Consider the following 21,935-nt stretch of genomic DNA (forward strand, 5'->3'; position numbering starts at 1 on the left):
ACTTACCCGTAATTTTCCCCAAACTTGGCCTTCACCGTTTGGAGGACTTGCTTTATATCTTGTTCTTTTGACTTAGGAAAGATAAGTAAAACTTCGTCTTTATCAACAATAATATAATCATTTAGGCCTTCTACTACGACAATTTTATCCTTTTTGCTTCTAATCATATTACCTGAAGCATCTTCCAATAGGGTTTGTGCATTGACTATGGCATTGGCATTACTATCCTTCTCCAATTTATCATATAGACTTCCCCAAGTCCCTAAATCATTCCAATCGAAAGTTGCTGGCAATACATAGACATTTTCGCTCTTTTCCATAATGGCGTAATCCACTGAAATATTCTCTGACTTTTTGTAGTTTTCTGCAATAAAGTCTTTTTCCAGATCAGTGTTATAAGCCTCCATTCCTGTTTGAAATAGAGCAAACAAATCTTCTTGGTTATTCTGAAATGCCTTTACAACGCTTTTTACACTCCAAATAAAAATCCCGGCATTCCATAAAAAGTTACCTTGAGCCAAAAATTGTTTTGCGGTTTCATAATCTGGTTTTTCCCGAAACTGACTTACATGTTTTATAGGAGTTTCAGAATCTTTATCAAATTCAATATAACCATACCCTGTGTTAGGAAACGTTGGTTGAATTCCCAAGGTCATTAATGCATCATATTGGGCACAGTAATCAAAAGTCTGCTGAACATTATCTATAAACGCCTGTTCATCTTCAATCCAATGATCACTTGGAGCGACAATCATAACCGCATCTGGGTTTTCCTTTTGAATTTTTAAAGAGGCATACAAAATACAAGGTGCTGTATTTCGCATTTCGGGCTCAAGCACCACTTGGTTTTGGGATACCTCCGGCAATTGCTCCAAAACCAAATCGTTGTAACGCTCATTGGTAAGAATAAAAATATGGTCCTTAGGAATCAGTCTTGCCAAACGTTCAAATGTTTTTTGAATCAAGGTTTCCCCTGTTCCCAACATATCGTGAAACTGCTTTGGATAACTTTCTGTGCTTACTGGCCAAAATCTGGATCCTACGCCTCCTGCCATTAAAATAGCATAATAATTTTTATTCATAAATGTTTTTTGTCTCTTCTATTAATTCTTTTTGTTAATTGATCATATCTTAAGCCAATACTTCCACTTCGGCATTTGGGTTGAACAAATACAGTTTTCCCGTACTCAACTCCAAACATTCATAACGCTTCGTACGTCTTTTTCCCATTTTGAAAACCCTTCCGTTGTAAAGTTTAAACTGACTTCCAAAAGGAACTTCAAAAATATAAGTTTTATTGTTGGCTTCATCAAATTGCTTTAAAGCTAACGCTAAGTTAACATCGGTATCGCTACTGGCCTTAGGATTTTTAAAATGTTTCGCCAAAAGCGGCAACAATTCATTTGGAAATATTGCAGGATGCAATAATGGCAACATTAAATGCTGAAAGGTATATTTCCACTCCTTCCCATGTGGTTTGATAGCTCTCCCATAATTTCTGTAAGCTTCAAAATGAGCAATTTCATGCACCAATGTGATTAAAAACCTGTAAGGATTTAAGTTTGAATTTACTGTAATTTGGTGTTTCCCATTGGGTAAACTTCTATAATCACCATGTCTGGTTTTACGCTCCGATTTTATTTTAACCGATAAATGATCGTGGTTTAAAAGCTCAACAACATAAGCAACGGCAGCTTCTGGAATAAAATTTTGAAGGGTCTTTTGCATCTTTCAAAAATACAGGAATTCTCTTAATTAACTAACCAATCTCCCAATTCATCCATATGTTCAAACGTATGGGTGGCAACGGCAGGTAATTCGTTATTATAGTCGTGCGCCACAAACCCAAACACATCAAAACCTCCTGCTTTGCCTGCAGTCGCTCCTAAAAATGAATCCTCTACGACAACACATTCATCAGGATGATATCCCATGGTTTTGGCTGCCCATAAAAACACTCCTGGATCTGGTTTCCATTTTTGGATTTCGTAGCAACTAAAAATGTTTTTTTCAAAATATGGGGACAATCCTGTTAATGCCAAATTATGTTTTATTTTCTCCTCAGTGCCACTTGAGGCTACGCCGAAGGGCACATTCAATTTCGCTAACAATTGCGAAACACCTTCTATAGGTTTCAGTGAACTTTTGAACAACTCAAAACTGCGCTCCCGATATATGTCCTTAAAATTATCGGGAAGTGGTTGCGGCACCAATTTCGCAATTTTATCATAACACATTTGCATAGACCTGCCCTTAAAATGGGTCAAGGCATACTCCAAATCAATATTCCCACCCAACTCATTGGTCATGTCTGCCAGCACCTGATTGCTCAAGGGTTCACTATCCACCAAGACCCCATCACAATCAAAAATGACACATTTGTACTTTTTCATTTGTTATGGAGTTGAATTGGATACCTGCAATAATTTGCCATTGTAATATTTATGTCCATTTAAGGCGAATTCCGCTATATAATTTGCCATTTCCTGAGCCGTGGTGGGTGCTTCATAGCCAGGAAAAGCTTCTTCCAACATTTCTGTTTGCACCGCTCCCAAGGCCAATACATTGAAAGAAGGACCGGTTTCTTTATATTCCTCTGCCAGCAATTCGGTTAGGGTAATGACCGCTCCCTTACTGGAACTATAGGCTGCCAAACCAGCAAATTTCATACTGCCCTGAACACCTCCCATAGAACTAATGGTCACCACATGACTGTCTTTTTTCATAAAAGGCAATACCGTTCTTGTCATTTCGGAAACACCAAAAACATTCGTTCTGTATACCTGTTCAAAATCTGAAAAGGATGTTTCACTAAAAGGTTTATTCAATAGAGTCCCAGCATTATTGACAAGAATATCTACCTGTCCCCACTCTTTCTCAATAAAATCTTTCACCTTTTCATAGGCCTCCATATCGCCTAGATCGAACGGCATAGCAGACACATTTTCCAAATTAAGGTTGGAGATGGGAGTTTGATTTCTTGAAAGTGCCAAAACGTTATGTCCTTGATTAGCCAAAATCTGCACCATTTCAAACCCAATACCTCTACTGGTTCCGGTGATGATAATATTCTTTGTCATTTCTTAATTCATTTTTATTTCCTGACTAGGCGTATTACATACGGTTTCAATAACCGGCGTCATTTTATTGATAATGCTAGCCATATATTTATAATCCATCAGCTGGGCCTCATCTCCTACTTTGTGATAAAAATTATAGTTGGTTAAATCGCAACTTGACAAGGTGTGACATGGCAATTTAAATTCTTGGTAGAAAGGATAATTATCTGAAGCCCTAAATAAACCGTACTTTTTAGCAATTTCAGAAAACCCAACAAACTTGCTTCCATTGTAGTTATTTAATTTTTCGGCGACATTGGACAAATCATAACCTGTTACAAACACATCATAATCCCTACCTGTGAAAGGCACTCCAATCATTTCAAAATTAAGCATAGTGTAAAGGTTGAAATTTTCCTCCTTTAATCTTTTCGCTAGATGGCCAGATCCTAAAAGTCCCATCTCTTCAGCAGAAAACAATACAAACATAATACTACGTTTGTTTGTTTTTTCCTTTGCAAAATGCTTGGCCATTGCCAAAACAGCGGCCGATCCCGAAGCGTTATCGTTGGCCCCATTGGCAATAGAGTCCTGATCAACCTTTTTACCGTAACCTATATGATCATAATGTGCTCCCAAAATGACATATTCATCTTTCAATTTTGGATCATTTCCTTCCAAAACCCCAACAACATTAAAACCTTTTAAACTGTCTATTGGAAATTCATCTTGATACCCCTCAAAATAAGGTTTGATGCCATAACTTTTAAATTTATCTTCAATGTATTTAGCCGCCTCCGTGATTTCGAGAGTTCCAGTATTTCTGCCCTTTAAGTCATCCGAAGCCAAAAAAGAAACCATTTCCTTTACCTCTTCCTCTGTTGTAGCAGATGTTCTATCAAAATTTTTGAAATTGAATAGTAGGACAACAAGTAGTACGATATAGATTTTTTTCATAGAGAATTTCATTAAAGATGTAAAAATAACAAATCTCTTGTCCCCATAAAACATCCTAAAATCATAAAGTTTATACAAAATGCTACTTATGCCATCCCCTTTTTAAAAACAAATGAACTATACGTCATAGTCTTTGAATTAAAATTACAAATAGATTGGAATCTTTCTAAATAATTTTAGTATACCTATAAGTGCCAACCACTTATAACCAACTCATTTATTAACCTTTAATCTTTATTATTATGAAAACTTTAAAATCTTTATTAATTTTAATGATCACCACAGCTTCCTTTAATGTCTTAGGACAAGAGAAATCTGTGGAACTATTGAACAATGAATTGGCCAATGACAAAGGGCTAAACATGTACGTTATAGAAAGGGACATTCCTGGTGCTGGAAATTTAACAACCGAAGAATTACAGGCCATCTCCAAAACTTCCTGTGGTGTGCTTGACAGTATGGGGTCTGACATTAAATGGCTTCATAGCTATGTAACAGGAGACAAAGTATATTGTGTATACATGGCCAAAAGTGAAGAACTTGTTAGGGAACATGCCCAAAAAGGAGGATTTCCAGCCAATTCTGTTGCACCTGTCAAGGTGATTATCGACCCTTCTACCGCCACTGTCAAACAGTAATGGCGCCTGCACTATCTCCCGAACTTCGTTCCTACAATTAAAATTGTAATCAATTACTCAATATTATGTACATCAATACTAACAAGTACAACTGGAAGATCTTATTTATTGGTACGCTTCTTTTATTGTACGGAACACAAAGTTATTCCCAAAAGGGAGAAGGAATGAGCAATGAAATGTCTATTGCCAAGACCATCAATGACAATGACCTTAAATGGAACCCCGCGCCAGATTTTTTCCCGGGTTGTTCATTCACCATTTTACATGGAGATATTACTGAGCCTAATTTGGATTTCTTTTTTAAAGTTGAACCCAACACCGAAGTCATTACACATACCCATAATTCGCCCGAGCGAATGATATTGATTTCAGGGGAAATGGAAGTCACTTATGAAAACGAGCCAACAACGCTCTTAAAATCTGGAACCTATGCCTATGGACCTGCAGGAAAACCGCATAAGGCCAAATGCCTTAACAAGGGCCCATGTGTCCTTTTTATCGCAATGGTTTCTCCTTTTAATGCCGTTCCAATAGAAAAGTAACTTTGATAGGTCGAAAGAATCTAAAATTAAAAAGCCATTACAGTTGTAATGGCTTTTTTAGCATTTAACAGGCAACTGTTTTAGATAAACATTGCCACAGGGTTTTCAATATAAGTCTTTAAAGTTTGTAAGAACTGTGCTCCTGTTGCACCATCAACGGTTCTATGGTCACAAGCTAAACATAACTTCATGGTATGCCCAACAACAATTTGTCCATTTTTAACCACTGGTTTTTCAACAATGGCACCTACAGAAAGAATTGCAGAGTTTGGTTGGTTGATAATTGAAGTAAAACTTTCAATTCCAAACATACCTAAGTTAGAAACTGTAAACGTACTACCCTCCATTTCTTGAGGTGTCAATTTTTTGTTTCTAGCTCTTCCTGCATAGTCTTTAACTGCAGTTCCTATTTGAGACAAACTCAATTCGTTTGCAAACTTCAATACTGGCACAACTAAACCATCTTCCACAGCAACAGCCACACCAATATGTACATGGTGGTTCAATCGCATTTTGTCAGCAAACCATTGAGAGTTTACTTGAGGATGTTGCTTAAGTGCCATAGCACAAGCTTTCACAACCATATCGTTGAACGAAATTTTGGTATCTGGAAGGTCGTTAACTTGCTTACGGAAGGCAATGGCATTTTCCATATCAAACTCCACATTCAAATAGTAATGTGGCGCCGAAAACTTAGATTCCGCCAAACGCTTAGCAATCACCTTACGCATTTGAGAATTTGGTTTCTCATCAAATTGTTCTTGTCCTTGTACTGTAACAACAGGCGCTGCAGCCGTTGGTGCTGCTGCTGATTTTTGAACGGCAGCGGCAGGTGTAAAGTTTTCAATATCGCGTTTAATGATACGTCCACTTTCCCCAGAACCTTTCACTTGAGATAAATCAACACCTTTTTCTTCTGCCATTTTTTTAGCTAATGGAGATACAAACAATCTTCCATTCGAAGTTGTGGTGGCAACGGCTTGAGGGGCCTCTTTTGCAACTTCAGCAGCAACAACTGGCGCTTCTGCTTTTGCTGCTTCAGCTTGAGGAGCCGCAGTAGTTCCTCCTGCGGAGAAATTAGCTGCTAATCCAGACACATCGGTTCCTGCAGGGCCAATAATCGCCAATAAAGAATCTACCTTTGCAGATTCTCCCTCTTGCAAACCAACATACAACAAAGTTCCAGATTGGAATGATTCAAATTCCATGGTAGCCTTGTCGGTTTCAATTTCCGCCAAGATATCGCCTTCTTCAACAACATCTCCAACTTTTTTCAACCAAGAAGCTACAGTTCCTTCTTCCATAGTGTCACTCAAACGTGGCATAGTTACCACAGTTACACCTTCAGGAATAGCAGCACTTGCACTTGGAGCTTCAGTTTTGGCCGGTGCAGGAGTTTCTGCCTTTTCTGCAGGTGCAGCAGCTGCACTTCCTCCTCCACTAATCAATCCAGAAATATCTTCGCCTTCTTCTCCTATAATAGCCAAAAGCTCATCTACTTTTGTAGTTTCTCCTTCTTTAACTCCAATATATAGTAAAGTTCCTTCGTGGAAAGACTCGAACTCCATAGTTGCTTTGTCGGTTTCAATTTCCGCAAGGATATCTCCTTCTGAAACTTTATCACCTACATTTTTCAACCAGGAAGCTACAGTTCCTTCTTCCATTGTATCGCTCAAACGCGGCATGTTTATTACTTCTGCCATAACTTACTTATAGTTTAGTTTGTATAAATGGATAATCTTCTTGCTCATAAACCGCATCATACATTACGTTAAGTTCTGGGAATGGAGATTCTTCTGCAAACTTCTCACACTCGGTAACCAAATCTTTAACGCGTTTGTCAATTTTCTTGATATCAGCTTCTGAAGCATATTTGTTTTCCAAGATGATATCCTTAACCTGAGTAATAGGGTCTATTTTCTTGTACTCTTCTACTTCTTCCTTAGTTCTATAATGCTGAGCATCACTCATAGAGTGTCCTCTATAACGGTAGGTTTTCAACTCCAAGAAAGTTGGTCCTTCACCTCGACGTGCTCTTTGGATAGCCTCATCGAAAGCTTCGGCAACTTTAACCGGGTTCATTCCGTCTACTGGACCAGAAGGCATTTCGTACCCTAATCCTAACTTCCAAACGTCTGTATGGTTTGCAGTACGCTCAACCGAAGTTCCCATAGCATATCCATTGTTTTCACATACAAATACTACCGGTAATTTCCATAGCATTGCCAAGTTGAATGTTTCGTGCAAAGAACCTTGACGTGCCGCACCATCACCAAAACAGCAAATGGTTACCGCATCGCTTCCTTTGTACTTGTCACCAAAAGCCATACCAGCTCCTAATGGAATTTGACCTCCTACAATACCGTGACCTCCATAAAAACCGAACTCTTTAGAGAAAATATGCATAGAACCTCCAAGACCTTTCGAGGTCCCTGTAGCTTTACCATACAACTCAGCCATGACCCGTCTAGGATCTTCTCCCATCCCGATAGGCTGTACGTGGTTACGATAAGCAGTGATCATTTTATCCTTAGACAGGTCCATAGCGTGTAAAGCTCCTGCCAAAATTGCTTCTTGACCATTGTATAAGTGAAGAAATCCTCTTACTTTTTGTTGAATATATACTGCAGCAAGCTTATCTTCAAACTTTCTCCAGAACAACATGTCCTCATACCATTTCAGGTAAACTTCTTTTGTTATTTTTTGCATTTGGCGTTAATTTAATAAACGGAATAACAAAAATACTACATTAGTTATTAATGAAAAACCGTATTTCATAAAAATTTACCGAAAACGTTATAGCTGGGATTTATCAAATATCAAAGGCAAGAGATTTGATAACGAGTGAGATCTTACCACTTTTCCACTTTCTCCCATAAAGTACATTTCAATAGGTGTTTTCTGACGGATTTCATACTCAGAAATGGCTTGTCTACAAGCACCACAAGGAGGAATTGGATTTAAAGTTGGTTTTAACTGTGAAGCGGCCGTAATGGCCATTTTTAAAATCTTAGCGTTTGGGAATTGGGCACCAGCATAATAAATAGCTGTTCTTTCGGCACAAAGCCCAGAGGGATACGAGGCATTTTCCTGGTTACTTCCTGTTAGCACTTCGTTATTGTCTAACAAAAGTGCCACGCCAACATGAAACTGCGAATAAGGAGCATAAGCCTTTTGCCTCGCCTCTACAGCTCTTTCCATGAGCTCTTGGACTTCTTCAGGTGTTTCCAAAATAGTTTCATACACCTGAAAAACGGACTCAATTTTAACCTCTTTCATATAGTAAGTTATCTTTTAAAGGTAAAAAAATATCCCCACAAATTGATTTCATAGATCACAATAATAAAATGAGAGCAGAGCAAACAAAAAAAGCACCATTCCAAAGAATAGTGCTTTATATTATAATGAATGGAAAATCATTAATATTCCATATACTCGCCATCTCCAAAATTGAAGGATAATGAGAAACGCAAGGTTCCTTCCAATGGACTTTGCACTTTTGACGCTGAGAACAAATAAGACATATCTATGTTTACCATAGAATATTTAAACCCTGCACCAAGTGCAAAAAACTGTCTCGCTCCCTTAACTTCACTTTCGTGGAAATATCCAGCTCTAAAGGCAAAAGCTTCTTGATAACGGTACTCGGCACCAAGGGCCCAAGTTATTTCCTGCATTTCTTCTTTGAAACCACCTGGGGCATCTCCAAACGATTGGAACATTCCTTTAAAGAAACTTACATCGTCATCTTTTCCATCTACAATTATGTCAGTACTGATTGGACTGTTTGGATAACCCACCAATTCATCTTCTCCATCATCATACTCACCATTTCCGTTATTATCTATATACTCGTATTCATTACCTCTAATTGGAGGCGTTGGCACCAATAACTTTGTAACCTCACCCGTGATAGACAAAGTATTATAATTATCGAAAATAAAATCGAAACCTCCCCCTAAACGCAAGGTTGTAGGGATAAAGTTTTCTCTACCAGCATCGTCATACTTAATAGTAGGCCCAATATTTTGAATAGCAAAACCTCCTCTCCAACGTCCATTGAAATCACTGTAAGCCTGTTCTTCAGATTGATAGTACCCCGCAATATCCACACCTATTGAACTTGCGGCTGAAGCATTAGCGTCTACAGCCTGTATTCTTAAATCAGAACGCAAATAACGCATGGCAACCGCCATTGAGAATTGATCTGCCAATCTAAGTGAGTAGGACACATCCAAAGTCAATTCGTTTGGCTTTTCAATTAAGGCCTGAGAAAATTCGTCCTGAACCAATTCAATCTCACCCAAGCTGAAATATTTAAAACTGGCCGCAAAGGCACTACTTTCATTAATTCTATTGAAATAAGTGATATTCCCTAAAAAGATATCATTTACCAACTTACTCAAATACGGTGTATAACTAACCCCAAAACCTGATTTCGTTTCTGAAAATGCATATTTAGAAGGGTTCCATTGCTGCGAATAAGTATCTACTCCAGTTGCCACTCCCATATCTCCCAAAGAACCCGCACGAGCGTCTGAAGCAATCAATAAAAAAGGAACTCCAGTAGTAATTACCCTAGAATCATTGGCGTCTGGTATTACCACAGTATTTTCTTGAGCTCTTGAAATATTGAAAGACGTTAATGTGATAAGTATTAAAAAGTATTTTTTCATGTTATTAATTAAAATTCTTCTGTATTGGTGCTTACAAGCACTCGCAAATATAAATGTTTATTAGAGTATCACAAGCTTTTGGATTTTCTCAACCTGCTTATTTAATAAGCTTGATCTTACTTTTAATTTATAGACATACACGCCTTTTCCTATTTTTTCTCCAAAATCATCCCTTCCATCCCAAGTGATACTTCTTGATAATGATGAAGCTCCTTCATTACAACATCCTCCATCGGCATTGGTTTGACCATTAATGGTTCTTACCAATTTACCAGAAACGGTATATATTTGTATAGAAACGTCCAAATTATCAGAACTATTGTGGTTGAACCAAAATTCGGTATAATCCACAAATGGGTTTGGATAATTCAACACGTTCTTAATCACTAATTCTTGGTCCTTATCATGCACCACAAACTGTAACTCTGAAGTCGCCGAATTATTATAGACATCCCACGCTTTTAGTGTTAAAGTGTGTAAACCAGCCTCTAAGTTACGAAATGGATAAGAAACTTCCCCATTTTGGTAGTCGTCAATATTGGCTGTATAATAATCATTTAACACAATTGGATTGGTTTCGTCTCCATCAATAATAGCTACTATATCATGACCTATTCCACTGGCAGTGTTAATTCCATTATCATCCTGCAACTTCGCCAAAAATGTAGGCGATTCATTGGTAATCCCTCCCGACACAAAATTGGTGTCGTTCATATACAAATTGATGACAGGACCAATATTATCTTCTTCAGCATCTTCATTAATGCCTCCTACCTGAATATCAAAACTCGCTCCAGCCTGATCCTGTAAAGGATTTTCAGTTTTAGCATAGAAACTCACTTTTCCATTTCCTACTGGAATACCAATATCCCTAGGAACCACAAATTCAAAATTAAATTGACCATTTGTTAAGGTTGCTTGGCCCTTAAAAAGAATTTCCCCCAAAGTCTCAAAGTCCATTTTAATAACTCCATTGCTATCTGAAGTTCCATCGTTCCCTAAGGTTTGCCTTTGGATATTTTTATCGAAAACAGTAGCCGTCAACACTCCATTATAATTAGTCATTACATTCCCTAGCTCATCCACAACTTCTCCTGAAAGCTTTACTTTTCCCAAAGCCTGCAACACATCAGTTTCTCCTCCAACAGGAACATCATTTATTTTTGTCAACCGAATATCTGGTCGTGGCATTGCTAATTTTAAAGCTGGATCACCAATAGAGAAAACCATGAACTTTTGCGCATTACTGGAAACTCCGGAAGAATTTTTAGTCAATCTCAAAGCCTCCGCAATGGATACATGGGGGTTATCTCCAAACTCAAAAAGATATTCTCCAAGTTTATTGTTGAAGGAAACCCCAACACTCACAAAAATTTGGCGGGTGGTAGTAATTAAAGCAATAGAACCTCCCTCCTTGTTCCAGTATGTATATTCTCCAGCCGTTGGCCGTTGTGGGTCATCAAACTTAGTATATTCGCATGTAACGGTTACGCAACAATTATATTTACAGGTATTTTGTAATTCCTGGGAATCTACCTTTGAAAAAATACGCTCAGAAGCCCAGCCATCTTCGCCTCCATGTCCAAAATAATTCACTACCAAAGCTCCTGCTTCAATAGCATTAATGATGGCCTCTTCTGCCTGTGGATATGTTTTGCCCCCTGCCGAAGCTTCTTGTTGATAGGCATCACAAAATATTTTGACCACATTAATCGACGGATGCTCACCTGTGGCCATATCTCCAATGGCATTGGATGTTTCTTGAAGGGTACTCTCCCAGGCGTCATCAACATCATCTGCAATAAGTACAAAATTATTTCTCCAATTTCCAAAGGAACTTGATTTATGATAGGATTCGATCTTGTCCACCATTTCGGTAGCACGCTGTGGGGTTTCTGCCAAGATCCTTCCCACGGCAATATCCAATAATTCGGAAGTGGCCATGTTCCCTTCATTTAGATCCATCATCCCATAAAAATCATCAGAAACAAATGAAGATGTTAAACTAAAACTATTGTAAGACAACCATGGCGGCACCATATTGGTATTTCCCGATAACCGATCCTTGTAATCATAGGACCCGTCTCCAAACAAACATAGATATTTTACTCTATTTTCAGGACTACTAGCATTCTGGTATACATAACGCATTAAATTGCGGATTGCACTGATGTCCTGATTTCCTGAACTGAATTCAGCATAAAGCTCATTTAAAGTCACCACTTTTACAACCAAGCCATATTGATCTCTGTTGATTTGGGCTAAACGCTCAGCCTGCGATGCAAAAATATTAGGAGCAACAATGACATAATCTATATCTTCAAAATCGCCTTGGCTATTTTTTAAAATAGTTCCCTTAATGTTTTGATTGGCAATAGAGGTATTGCTTTCTCTTAAAGGTTGGTAATAATCGGAAGGTGTTACAGCCAAATAGGTTCGGGAAGTCCCTGCTTGAGCTTTAAAACTAAACTCCGAACTACTTTCTTCGTTTTCCACACTTGCAACTTCATATTTATTGGTGATATCCCAAATTTGAGAAACAGCAGTACTATTTGATAATTGATACTCAACAACGCCTCCTACATTAGACACACTATTGTTTTTGAAACGTAATTGCGTTCCTTCAAACCTTAACTCCCTTGTGGCCTCTACCGAAATAAAATCAAGATAACCGTAGGATGAAGGATTACCATTACTATTGTATGTTAACTCGAATACCAATTCAGAAGAACTCAACGAAACATTTCCATCATAGTTACCACCACTTGCGTAATTAGGACTATTAATGGCCGCATAATTAAAATTGGTTAATGCATTACCATTCAGTTTTACCGCCATGGATGTTTGAACTTCAGACACAGCCGCAGTGTATACTCTTACCTTAGCCTGCTCCGTAGATACCAAGTTTGGAAAACTAAACGTAAACTCCTTTTGATTTTCTATCCCAAAGCGATCACCGAACCAACGTCTACCAATTTTGGCCAAATTGTAATCATCTACTTCGTGAAATTGATAATCCTGAAAAGTGTCAATAATTAATTCTGCTTCTGCTTCTGGTTGAGATAGTGTTTGGATCCTTTTACCCTCTCCACTACTTATATTGACATAATAATATGCCTTATCTGTATATGCATTGATATTTGTAGTACTTTCTTCATTGTATCCGGTTGGACCTTCGGCATACATTAATATATAGTCTCCATTATCAAACACCCCATCTTCTTCTCCAACAAACTGTATTGCATTTTCGGTTAAATCAAAAGGATACTCCATATTGTTCGCCATTGGTAACATCGCTCCTCCGTTTCCATATATTTTAATAGTTCTAGGATCAACATTGGTATTAGCCCCCAATTCATTCAGAAAACTCTTGGACAACTTAAACACTCCACTTTTGTCAACATAAAATCTATACCAGTCTCCATTTGCAAGAACGGAATTCACAATTTCAGGAACATCCATTGTACTAAGTCCATTCCTATAGGCAGAGCTACTTAAATTATACTCTACGGTGAAATTGTTGATTTTTTTATAGATGCCTTGGTCTTCGACAATAGGACTTACCTCAATTTGAACACCCAACAAACCACGAGCGTTTGTGTTGAAAGCTTTAACTTTCGATTCCGAAGGAATAGTATTTAATGGTAAATCCTTTAAGTCAGCTTTAGATATGGTGCTGTAACTAATATTGGTTAAACGAACTGAACTCTCATCAATCCTAGACACATTTTCCAATGCCGACACAAACACAAGTCCTCTTTCGGTATCATATACATAATTAGAATCATTAAAAGCAGGTAACGTTATTTTTGAAATAGAAGTTTCCAGAACTTTCGATCCATTCCATTCAATTTGGAATTGCTGTTGTTGGGAAAACCCCACAAATGATATTAAAAGAACAAGAATGTGTATAGTTTTTTTCATAATCAGTTAACGAGTGGATAACATATATAGTATAAGTCCCTAAATTTTTCCTCAAAATTACAACAATAATTAAATTGACCTACCGTTATTTAAAGACAAAATACATCGATAAACCGTAAAAAATCCGATGTAATGCTCAAAAAAAAGGATGAAATACAGTTTTTATCGGTAAATTTTTAAAAAAAAGGTTGTTAATTTGCCGTTAATTACTATATTGCGTCTCTAAAATTAATTTAGCTTACTTAAAAGTATGGATATGAAAAACGTTTTAAATCTAAGGATACTGTTAGCCCTAACGCTATCTTTAGCATTGTTTAGTTGTAACAAATCTTCCTCGTCGAAGAATAATTCGAGAGCCACTGGCTGGACGATTAATGACAGAGAAGGAGGGTTCCAATACAACACAAGCTTTAAAGAACAAGAAACTGCGCCTGGATTAGTTTTCATTGAAGGTGGAACTTTTACCATGGGTAAAGTGCAAGACGATGTGATGCACGATTGGAACAATGCTCCAAATCAGCAACACGTTCAGTCTTTCTACATGGATGAAACGGAAGTAACCAACATGATGTACTTAGAGTATTTAGATTGGATCAAGAGAGTTTACCCTCCAGACGATCCAAACTTTAAGTTAATTTACGAAGGTGCCCTTCCGGACACTCTAGTATGGAGAAATCGTTTAGGATATAGCGAAATGATGACAGAAAACTATCTACGTCACCCAGGTTATGGTGAATATCCTGTAGTAGGAGTTAGCTGGATTCAAGCTGTAGAATTTGCAAATTGGAGAACAGATCGTGTTAACGAAATGTACTTACAAGATGCAGGTTACCTTAAAAGAGATTCTCACTTAACAGATGTTTCTGCCGAAAGTAACTTTAACACCGATACTTATATCAATGCTCCAACTCAAACTTTTGGAGGGAACGAAGAGGTATTAAGAGGAGGAAACATTAGACCAATGACTGATGCTGAAGGAAACGAAATCAACGTTTACGCGAGCAGAGAAACAGGTGTAATCTCTCCAAAATACCGTCTACCTTCTGAAGCTGAGTGGGAATATGCAGCTTTAGGTATGAGCGAATTGAGAAGCTACAATGTTTATAGAGGAAGAAAGAAATATCCTTGGACTGGTGCTTACACTAGATCTGGAAAGAGAAAATCAAGAGGTGATCAATTAGCTAACTTCAAGCAAGGAAAAGGAGATTACGGTGGAATCGCTGGATGGTCTGACGACGGTGCAGATATCACTGCTAAAGTAATGTCTTACGCTCCTAACGATTACGGATTATATGACATGGCTGGTAACGTTGCCGAGTGGGTAGCTGACGTTTACAGACCAATCGTTGATGATGAATTCAATGATTTTAACTACTACCGTGGAAATGTTTATACTAAAAACGCTATCGGAGAAGACGGAACAGTTAAAATTGTAACTCCAGACGAGATTGTTTATGACACTTTAAGTAATGGTAAAATTGTTGCAAGAAACCTTCCTGGTGAAATCCTACAGGTTCCTGTTGATGACAACGAAACTTACTTAAGAACAAACTTTGACACTAGTGATAACAGAAACTTTAGAGATGGTGACGTAAGATCATCTCGTTATTACCAAGACAATTTTGACGAGAGTGAAGAAGAAGGTGAAGGGAAAACTTCAACTAGTAAAATGTACAACTCTCCAAAGCACCACATCGAAAGAGACTCTGCTGGAGCTTTAATCAAAGAGTACGACAAGTCTAACGCTAGAACTTCTTTGATCAACGATAATGTAAGAGTTTACAAAGGTGGATCTTGGAAAGATAGAGACTACTGGTTAGACCCTGCACAACGTAGATATTTCCCTCAGGACATGGCTACAGATTATATCGGATTCAGATGTGCAATGTCTAGAGTTGGATCTAAATCTAAAATGAAAAACAAAACAAAGAACTAATCATATCTTAGTTATAAATCTAAAAAGTCCTAACATTGCTGTTAGGACTTTTTTATTACATTTAATTCATGAATATAGAACATTTATATAAGGCTTTTTTGGAGTGCACTTCGGTTACAACCGACACCAGAAAAGTCACAGCCAATGCCATTTTCTTCGCTTTAAAGGGCGACAACTTCAATGGCAATACATTTGCGCAACAAGCCCTTGAAAATGGCGCCAAATACGCTGTAATTGATGAGAAGGAATTCGCAACCAACTCCCAAATGATTTTGGTGAAAGATGTGCTGGCAGCTTTACAAGAATTAGCTTCCTATCACCGTAAAAAATTACAACTTCCCATCATTGCCTTAACGGGTAGTAATGGCAAGACGACCACCAAGGAATTGATTAACGCTGTCCTGTCAACCCAATTTAGAACTTCTGCTACCAAGGGTAACCTGAACAACCATATTGGAGTTCCTTTGACTCTTTTGGAGATGACACAAGAAACAGAAATCGGCATTGTTGAAATGGGCGCCAACCATCATAAAGAAATAGCCTTTTTATGCTCTATTGCACAACCAGATTATGGTTTAATTACAAATTTTGGCAAAGCACATTTAGAAGGCTTCGGAAGTTTGGAAGGCGTTATAACAGCCAAATCGGAATTGTACGATTATTTGAAAGCCCATAATAAAACAGTTTTCATCAATGCAAACGATGCAACACAACTAAAACAAATAGGCAGTTACAAGCCAGTTTTTACTTTTGGGGAAGGGAGCGCTACACATGCCAATATCAAACTAACCAATGCTCAATCTGAGGTTACTGTTAATTTTGATGGAATAGAAATAACATCACACCTTACCGGACTCTACAATTTTAATAACATCAGTAGTGCCATAGCTATTGGTTCCTACTTTGAAGTTTCAACGGCAAACATAAAAAAAGGGATTGAAAACTATATACCAAGCAATAACAGATCCCAATTTTTAGAGAAAGATAGCAACAAGATTATATTGGATGCCTACAATGCTAATCCAACTAGCATGAAGGCCGCCCTGGAGAATTTTATTCAATATACTACCGATTTGCACAAAACCGTATTCTTAGGCGACATGTTTGAATTGGGAAGCACTTCTGCAGAAGAACACCAAGTAATCTTAAACTATCTGGAATCGCATTTTAACGGCTCTATTTACATTATTGGAAAACAATTTTACAATACCACAGCAAACGGAAAGAACACCTTAAAATTTGACTTATTTGAAGACTTGAAGAAGCATTTGTCCACCACTACCCTTGAAAATGAATTTATCCTGATAAAAGGATCAAGAGGAATGGCCTTGGAACGGATTTTGGAATTGTTGTAAATAAAAAAAGCTTCTCATTAAGAGAAGCTTTTTTTGTGGGCGCGAAGGGATTCGAACCCCTGACCCCTTGGGTGTAAACCAAGTGCTCTGAACCAACTGAGCTACGCGCCCTTCGTAATTGGACTGCAAATATAGTCTAGTTTTTCATATCTCAAAAACTTTTTTGAAATATTTTTTAAATTATTTCAGCGACCACAAAAGTGCTTCCGCCGACATAAATCATATCAGTTTTATCGGCTTTCTCTTTTGCATTTTTTAAGGCTTCATTTACACTGGAATAGGCCTCTCCAACAAAATCATGATTTAAAAATTCGTCCTTCAAAACACGAGCGTCCAATCCTCTTGGCATATCGGGCTTGCAGAAATAATAAGTCGCATTTTTTGGCATTAACTCAAAAATTGGCTCGAGCGATTTATCATTGACAACTCCAAAAACTATATGAAGTTGTTTATATGCTTCCTTAGATAATTGTTCAACGATATATTTAAGCCCTTCTTTATTGTGAGCCGTATCGCAGACAATTTTTGGGTTTTCTCCAAGAATCTGCCAACGTCCTTTCAATCCAGTATTCGCAGACACCCCTTTTAAACCTGACTGAATTGCTTCTTTTGAAATGTAGTATTCATCCTTTGGCAACAATTGAATAGCCTGCAACACCGTTTTGATGTTCTTCCGCTGATACAGTCCTTTTAAATCACTCTGATAAACAGAGCCTATTTCTTGATCCGCAAAATGAATTTCGGCGTCCTCTTCCCTAGCCTTATCCTTAAATACAGCTTCGGTTTCTTCTTGGGTTTCACCAATCACTATAGGAACATTCCTTTTGATAATGCCTGCTTTTTCTTTGGCTATAGACGCAAGATCATTCCCCAAAAATTGGGTATGGTCCAAACCAATATTGGTTATCACCGAAACCAAAGGCGTAATAATATTAGTAGAATCCAGTCTTCCTCCCAACCCTACCTCAATGATAGCGATATCCACTTTGGATTTGGCAAAATAATCGAATGCCATCCCAACCGTCATTTCAAAAAAGGAAAGATGATGGTTTTGAAAAAAAGATTGGTGATTCACTATAAAATCTACAACGAAATCTTCGGGAATTTCTTCGCCATTAATTTTGATACGCTCTCTAAAATCCTTTAAATGTGGTGAAGTATATAGACCGACTTTATAACCCGCTTCTTGAAGTATAGAAGCCAACATGTGGCTGGTAGACCCTTTTCCATTGGTACCAGCCACGTGTATGCTTTTAAAATGATTTTCAGGATGATTTAGCTCTGAAGCCAGCAACAAGGTATTGCTCAAATCCTTCTTATAGGCAGATGTACCTAAATTTTGATACATAGGTAACTGCTTAAACATCCAGTTCACAGTTTCCTGATAATTCATATGTCTACTGGGTTACATCAAAATTAATGCTCACAAATCCAACTTGTCTCGCAGGTGCCTTTGGATCTGCAGGCCATTTATGCGATAAGGCAATTTTTTTAGCTGGTTCCAACAAACAAGGATGCGTATTTGTAGTACCTCTAATACCGGGTTCTGCAGCAACTACATTACCGCTTCTATCCACCTCGATACGTACAACCACCAATCCATATTCATTACAGTCCTGTCTAAATATTTGTTTACTAGGTGTTCCTCGACCTCCCAAACCATAGCCTACGCCACCTTTACCTGGTCCACTACCTCCAAAATAGCTTGGGGCATAAGGATCTCCATCCAATTGACCTTTATCTCCAGGTTTTCCATCTGGACCTTCACCTCCAGTTGCTGTTCCTTTGGAATTGCTAACACCACCAATCAATGCATCAAGTGCCTGTTTCTTTTTAGCCTCTTCTTGCCTTTTCTTCTCTTCTTCCAAACGCTTTTTCTCGGCTGCTTCACGTTTTTGACGTTCAACACGTTCGGCTTCAGCTTTAGCTTTGGCATCAGCTTCCTTTTTCTTTTTGATGGCAATGGTTTCGGCACTATCCTCAGTAAGCATGTCTTCTGCCTTGGAAGCCGCTTCAGCAACTTCCTTAGGTTGCGGCTGCACAGTTTCTTCTGGCTTCACTTCCTCCACAGGTGTTTCCACAGTTTCCTTAGGTGGCGCCAAAGGTTTTGTGGGCTGTACATCACCACTACCCACGGCAGAATTTCCAAAATTAACGGCTACACCGTATTCTTCTGGGGGATCCAAATATTTATGGCCAACTACAAATAACAACAATATCAAAATCACCGTAATCAATGCGGTAATCTTGGCCGAGTTGCGCTCATATTTGGTCTCAAAATATTTCATATTAATTATTCGGTTTTACAGCTAAAATAACCTTGAATTTGTTTCTATTGGCAATGTCCATAACCTTAACCACATTGTCTACAGGTACAGATTTCTCTGCACGTAACACAACCGTTGGTTTATCCTGTCCAGCTAGTGCAGAAACCAATTGGGTTTCCAACACACTTTCTCCCACCAATTTTTGGTCTATATAATATCTCAAATCTTTAGTAATGCTAACAGCTACCGATTTCTTGTTTTCGGTTTTTCCACTCGCTTTTGGCAATAAAATGTCAATGGCATTCGTGGTTACCAAGGTAGATGCCAACATGAAAAAGATCAATAACAGAAATACAATATCCGTCATAGACGACATATTGAATTCTGGCGTGACTTTATTTCTTCCTCTTAAATTCATTAGATAGGCTCATTTAAGTGATCCAAGAACTCTAAAGAATTTGCTTCCATTTGGTACACAACCTTATCGGTTTTTACCACTAAATGGTTGTAAGCAATGTATCCAACAATACCAACAATTAACCCCGCAACGGTTGTAGTCATGGCGGTGTACAATCCATCGGCCAATAATTTAATATCAATTTGACCTCCTGAATTGGCAATTTCGAAAATGGATAAAATCATCCCGATTACTGTTCCAAGGAATCCGATCATTGGGGCTGCACCGGATATTGTTGCTAGAACACTTACATTTTTCTCTAGGCTATAAACTTCCAATCTTCCTGCACTTTCAATGGCAGTATTGATATCTTCCAAAGGTTTTCCAATACGGGTAATCCCTTTATTGATCAATCTAGAAACTGGAGTATTTACTTGGGCACATAACATTTGGGCTGAATCAATTTTTCCATTACTAACATGGTCTTTAATTTGATTCATGAAATTGGCATCTATTTTGGAGGCATCTTTGATGGCGAATAAACGTTCAAAATAAATGTAAACGGCTAATACCAATAGGACAAGTAAAATTCCGATAATCACTATTCCGGCTGTTCCACCGCTAAAGATCAATTCAATAATCGAAAGTGTTTTTTCAACTGGTTGTTCCTCAGTAAGCAATTCTGCACCTTCTTGTAGGTTAAAAGATAACATCATATTGTAAATTTTGAGATTTAGTGTTAATTATTGTTTTAACGTTCGTTTTGTAACTAAAGTATATGTTATAGTAAAGTTCTTGTTACCATAAATGCTGCCGCTCCTACCAAGAACCCGATAAGTGCTAACCAAGAGATTTTTTTCACGTACCAGAAAAAGTCAATCTTCTCCATTCCCATGGCAACTACACCGGCTGCAGAACCAATGATCAACATACTTCCTCCGGTTCCTGCTGAATAGGCAATAAAATGCCAAAGTTCATTATCCATAGGCTCAGAGAACATTCCCAAACTGGCAGCCACCAACGGTACGTTATCAATAACGGCTGAACCAACACCGATAAGCAATACCACCAAATCGGAAACGCCTTCGTGATGCAACTCAGTACCCAACATAGGCATAGTATGCTGCAAAGATTGTGCAAAACCGAACAAGATTCCTAAAGATTCCATAGCAGCTACTGCCAATAAAATCCCTAAGAAGAATAGAATACTTGGCATTTCAATTCTCGATAAAGAATGGTGAACCGGACTGTGATGTCCTTGGAAGGCTTCGTCATCAGACCCCGAATCCATTAATGTAAATTTGGTATTGCTATAGATTTCAGCAAAAATTGCTACCACGCCCAAAGCCAACATCATCCCAACATAAGGAGGCAAATGCGTTACTTGCTTAAATACCGGAACGGAAACAATTCCACCTAAACCTAAGTAAAACATAGTACCACTAAATTTAGACTTCGGTCCATCATCGTCAGATTCTTCATTTTCGATTTTACCTTTGAATGCAGGCAAAAACGATGCGATAAATGTTGGTACCAACATGCACAACAATGAAGGCACAAACAGATATGCGAACAAATGTCCTGCAGAAACTTTTTTACCAATCCAAAGCATGGTTGTTGTAACGTCCCCAATTGGTGACCAGGCACCTCCGGCATTTGCAGCAATAATAATTAAACCGGCAAACCAGATACGTGTGTTTCTATCCTGAATCAATTTCTGCAAAATGGAAATCAATACAATTGTAGCAGTTAAGTTGTCAATGATTGCTGATAAGGCGAAAGCCATTAAAGAGAAGATCCATAACATGGTCTTTTTGTTCTTGGTCTTGATAAACCCTTTAATGGTTGCGAAGCCATCAAAGTAATCTATAATTTCCACAATGGTCATGGCCCCCAACAAGAACACCAATATTTCAGCCGTTTTCCCTAAATGGTGAAGTAGGGTTTCTTCCATTAAGTGCATTTTTTCCTCATGCTCAAGCATTCCAAAATTTTCCATTAAGGTATGCTGAGCAGAATCAAACCATTGCGGGAAGGCATCAATACCCAAGGCAATCAAAGCCCAACTAATGGCCATCATGACCAAAGCTGGGATTAACTTATCAATTTTTAAATTATGTTCTAAGGTTATGGCCAAATAGCCTACTACAAATACTAATACTATTATAGTTTCCATAAGTTAAG

General features: G+C 38.0%; 19 protein-coding genes and 1 tRNA gene. 4 read left to right on the plus strand and 16 right to left on the minus strand.

Annotated elements, in window-relative coordinates:
- Positions 1–2: 2 nt before the first annotated feature.
- From AC6I5C_RS15690 to AC6I5C_RS15710, 5 genes are read right to left on the minus strand one after another with little or no spacing between them, the layout of a single operon-like run.
- Complete coding sequence (locus AC6I5C_RS15690; RefSeq protein ID WP_497905962.1) at positions 3–1,082, minus strand: mannose-1-phosphate guanylyltransferase; 1,080 nt, start codon at positions 1,080–1,082, stop codon at positions 3–5.
- 49 nt (positions 1,083–1,131) lie between these two features.
- Positions 1,132–1,728, minus strand: a complete 597-nt coding sequence (locus AC6I5C_RS15695) for a SprT-like domain-containing protein (RefSeq protein WP_497905963.1) — start codon at positions 1,726–1,728, stop codon at positions 1,132–1,134.
- Positions 1,729–1,751: 23 nt separating this feature from the next.
- Positions 1,752–2,393 (minus strand): HAD family hydrolase, encoded by a 642-nt coding sequence (locus tag AC6I5C_RS15700; protein ID WP_497905964.1) that lies wholly within the window; start codon positions 2,391–2,393, stop codon positions 1,752–1,754.
- Positions 2,394–2,396: 3 nt separating this feature from the next.
- Positions 2,397–3,080, minus strand: a complete 684-nt coding sequence (locus tag AC6I5C_RS15705; RefSeq protein WP_497905965.1) for an SDR family NAD(P)-dependent oxidoreductase — start codon at positions 3,078–3,080, stop codon at positions 2,397–2,399.
- Between the two features lie 3 nt (positions 3,081–3,083).
- Positions 3,084–4,016: a M28 family metallopeptidase gene (locus AC6I5C_RS15710; protein ID WP_497905966.1), complete on the minus strand. Its 933-nt coding sequence runs from the start codon at positions 4,014–4,016 to the stop codon at positions 3,084–3,086.
- A gap of 242 nt (positions 4,017–4,258) precedes the next feature.
- Between AC6I5C_RS15710 and AC6I5C_RS15715 the strand changes: the two genes are divergently transcribed.
- Both AC6I5C_RS15715 and AC6I5C_RS15720 read left to right on the plus strand, forming a co-directional pair.
- Positions 4,259–4,654: a DUF4242 domain-containing protein gene (locus tag AC6I5C_RS15715; RefSeq protein WP_497905967.1), complete on the plus strand. Its 396-nt coding sequence runs from the start codon at positions 4,259–4,261 to the stop codon at positions 4,652–4,654.
- A 65-nt stretch (positions 4,655–4,719) separates the two neighbouring features.
- On the plus strand, positions 4,720–5,196 hold the full coding sequence (locus AC6I5C_RS15720) for a cupin domain-containing protein (protein ID WP_497905968.1): 477 nt from the start codon (positions 4,720–4,722) through the stop codon (positions 5,194–5,196).
- A gap of 80 nt (positions 5,197–5,276) precedes the next feature.
- Here AC6I5C_RS15720 and AC6I5C_RS15725 read toward each other — a convergent pair whose 3' ends face one another.
- The 5 genes from AC6I5C_RS15725 to porU form a co-directional block, all read right to left on the minus strand.
- Positions 5,277–6,899 (minus strand): pyruvate dehydrogenase complex dihydrolipoamide acetyltransferase, encoded by a 1,623-nt coding sequence (locus tag AC6I5C_RS15725; RefSeq protein WP_497905969.1) that lies wholly within the window; start codon positions 6,897–6,899, stop codon positions 5,277–5,279.
- Positions 6,900–6,906: 7 nt separating this feature from the next.
- Entirely contained in the window at positions 6,907–7,905 is a 999-nt protein-coding gene (gene pdhA, locus AC6I5C_RS15730; RefSeq protein ID WP_053977329.1) for a pyruvate dehydrogenase (acetyl-transferring) E1 component subunit alpha, read from the minus strand.
- An 87-nt stretch (positions 7,906–7,992) separates the two neighbouring features.
- Complete coding sequence (gene cdd / locus AC6I5C_RS15735; protein WP_497905970.1) at positions 7,993–8,475, minus strand: cytidine deaminase; 483 nt, start codon at positions 8,473–8,475, stop codon at positions 7,993–7,995.
- 140 nt (positions 8,476–8,615) lie between these two features.
- Positions 8,616–9,872, minus strand: a complete 1,257-nt coding sequence (gene porV, locus AC6I5C_RS15740) for a type IX secretion system outer membrane channel protein PorV (protein WP_497905971.1) — start codon at positions 9,870–9,872, stop codon at positions 8,616–8,618.
- Between the two features lie 60 nt (positions 9,873–9,932).
- Positions 9,933–13,796, minus strand: coding sequence for a type IX secretion system sortase PorU (porU, locus tag AC6I5C_RS15745; protein ID WP_497905972.1), 3,864 nt, complete (start codon positions 13,794–13,796; stop codon positions 9,933–9,935).
- 250 nt (positions 13,797–14,046) lie between these two features.
- Here porU and gldJ point away from each other — a divergent pair, with 250 nt between their 5' ends.
- Both gldJ and AC6I5C_RS15755 read left to right on the plus strand, forming a co-directional pair.
- The gene (gene gldJ, locus AC6I5C_RS15750) at positions 14,047–15,732 is read left to right on the plus strand and encodes a gliding motility lipoprotein GldJ (RefSeq protein WP_497905973.1); all 1,686 of its coding nucleotides are present in this window, start codon (positions 14,047–14,049) and stop codon (positions 15,730–15,732) included.
- 68 nt (positions 15,733–15,800) lie between these two features.
- A complete protein-coding gene (locus tag AC6I5C_RS15755; RefSeq protein WP_497905974.1) occupies positions 15,801–17,087 on the plus strand; it encodes a UDP-N-acetylmuramoyl-tripeptide--D-alanyl-D-alanine ligase in 1,287 nt (428 codons plus the stop codon).
- Between the two features lie 36 nt (positions 17,088–17,123).
- On the opposite strand, the gene AC6I5C_RS15760 is transcribed toward AC6I5C_RS15755, so the two are convergent.
- The 6 genes from AC6I5C_RS15760 to nhaD form a co-directional block, all read right to left on the minus strand.
- Positions 17,124–17,198, minus strand: a tRNA-Val gene (locus AC6I5C_RS15760).
- Positions 17,199–17,262: 64 nt separating this feature from the next.
- Positions 17,263–18,480, minus strand: a complete 1,218-nt coding sequence (locus AC6I5C_RS15765) for a bifunctional folylpolyglutamate synthase/dihydrofolate synthase (protein WP_497905975.1) — start codon at positions 18,478–18,480, stop codon at positions 17,263–17,265.
- Between the two features lie 4 nt (positions 18,481–18,484).
- A complete protein-coding gene (locus tag AC6I5C_RS15770) occupies positions 18,485–19,375 on the minus strand; it encodes an energy transducer TonB (protein WP_497905976.1) in 891 nt (296 codons plus the stop codon).
- Between the two features lies 1 nt (position 19,376).
- Positions 19,377–19,772, minus strand: coding sequence for an ExbD/TolR family protein (locus AC6I5C_RS15775; RefSeq protein ID WP_307901540.1), 396 nt, complete (start codon positions 19,770–19,772; stop codon positions 19,377–19,379).
- Entirely contained in the window at positions 19,772–20,464 is a 693-nt protein-coding gene (locus tag AC6I5C_RS15780) for a MotA/TolQ/ExbB proton channel family protein (RefSeq protein WP_497905987.1), read from the minus strand. Before AC6I5C_RS15780 ends, AC6I5C_RS15775 begins: the two co-directional genes overlap by 1 nt.
- A 68-nt stretch (positions 20,465–20,532) precedes the next feature.
- Positions 20,533–21,927, minus strand: coding sequence for a sodium:proton antiporter NhaD (gene nhaD / locus AC6I5C_RS15785; protein WP_053977321.1), 1,395 nt, complete (start codon positions 21,925–21,927; stop codon positions 20,533–20,535).
- Positions 21,928–21,935: the final 8 nt, after the last annotated feature.

Source organism: Mangrovimonas sp. sgz306409, assembly GCF_059735265.1.